This window comes from Streptomyces sp. NPDC057654 (assembly GCF_042800135.1).
GTDB lineage: Bacteria > Actinomycetota > Actinomycetes > Streptomycetales > Streptomycetaceae > Streptomyces.
Window position 1 is genome coordinate 1 of sequence record NZ_JBHVHQ010001272.1, and the last position, 1,734, is coordinate 1,734.

A 1,734-nucleotide genomic window follows, 5' to 3' on the forward strand; every position below is an offset into this window, starting at 1 on the left:
ATAACTGTCAGGTTTGATCTGCGGTGCTGCTCTCGGCAGACCCAAGGCGGGCCTTCAGTTGGTCGAGAGTGCGTGCAGGTGATCCGGACATCGATGTGACGACGATCTTGTGGAGATCGAGAATCCGGTGGCCGTCTTGGAATTGGTTGGACAGGTTGGTAAGGGTGACTCCCAGCAGGTGGGCCATGAGGGTGCTGGTCACGGCCCCGCGGCGGCGGAGCAATGCGGTCAGGAGTCGATGGAAGTGGTCCAGGCTGCTGGTCTGTGGGTGGAGATAGCTGCGCGGGCAGTGGAAACGGCGCTGGAAGAACGCCTCGGCCAGTGCGTCCCAGTACGGCTCCGAGACCTCCACCAGGTGCGCGAAGTCCGAGCGCGGCATGCCGGTCAACACCGGATCGGTGAGCATCAAGGTCACGGCCGGATCAATCGGTTGGCGGGTCGGTAGCCCCTGGGAACGCCTCGCGCAGTCGTGGGCCAAGGTGTAGTTCCACTCGCCGTGGAAGGCATCGGGCGTGATCGGCAGGGCGTGGAACTCGGCCGACGTCACAGTGGTGCCCAGTGGGTAGCTGCCGGTGTCAAGCTCGGCGCCGATCGTCAGGCCAGCCCCGGTGGTCGACGCAGCGATCGTCTCGATGGCGACTTGGTAGCTGGTCAGCGGCTGGCCGCGCCAGTTGGCGGTGATGAGGCAGAACATCCGGTGCTCGATCTTGTTCCACTTCGAGGTCCCGGGAGGAAAGTGGCACACCGTGATCTGCAGGCCGCTCTCGTGGGCGAAGGCGTGCAGTTGCTTCTTCCAGGTCCAGTAGCGGGGGTTGTTCGAGCCGCCGGAGTCCGCCGTGATCAGCAGCCGGGTGGCGCGCGGGTGATCGAGTCGCCCATGCCGGCGCCACCAACGACGGATGGACTCCACGGCGAACGCGGCGGTGTCATGGTCGGTTCCGATGTTCACCCAACCGGCGTTGATGGCAAGGTCGTAGATGCCGTAGGGGATGGCAACCGGCTGGTCGTCGGCGATGAGGTGGGAGTGGCAGTCCACCTTGATCGGATCCTTGCCGGGGCGCCAGGTACGTCCGGGCCGGTCGCGGTTGCCGATCCACTCCTTGGCCTTGGTGTCCACGCTGATCACGGGCTGATCGGCATCGAGGAAAGCAGCGGCCGCGGCGCTGATGTGAGTGAACTGGGCGTCGCGGTCCGGATGGCGGGCGCCTTCGGTGGTTTTGGCAGTGCCTTGCAGGCTGTATCCCATCTTGTGCAGGAGATGGCCGACGGTCGTGGCACTGATCGGGTGGCCCTGGGCGGTCAGTGCCCGGGCCAGGTTGCGCAGAGACCGTGTGGTCCAGCGAAGCGGGGAGACCGGATCGCCGCGGGCGTGAGGCTCGATCAGCGCCTCGAGGGCCGGCAGCAGCCCGGGGTCGGTTGTTGTCAGCGGCTTGCGGCCAGCTCCTGGGGCACGGATGCGGTGGTTTGGCGCGGATGGCGCGACCAACTCGGCGATGCCGCGGGTGATGGTGGCGGTGCTGATGCCGGAGACAGCAGCCACCACGGTGATCCCGCCGTGGCCGAGCACAACGGCCTCGCTGGCCAGGTAGAGCCGGCGGCGCCGTTCATCGAGGTGCGGGAGGATCTGGTCGAACTTGGCCTGCAGTACGGTAGTTAGGGAGCGACGTTGCGGAGGCGTAGTCATAACCCAGCCTCCCACTACGCCCTGACCCGCAGATCAAACCTGACAGTTAC

Annotated in this window: 1 pseudogene; it reads right to left on the reverse strand. The window is 66.0% G+C overall.

From position 1 onward, the window contains the following. Positions 1 to 68: 68 nt before the first annotated feature. A pseudogene (locus ACFU99_RS42760) lies at positions 69 to 1,684 on the reverse strand (ISAzo13 family transposase); the annotation flags it as partial. Between the last annotated feature and the right edge of the window lie 50 nt (positions 1,685 to 1,734).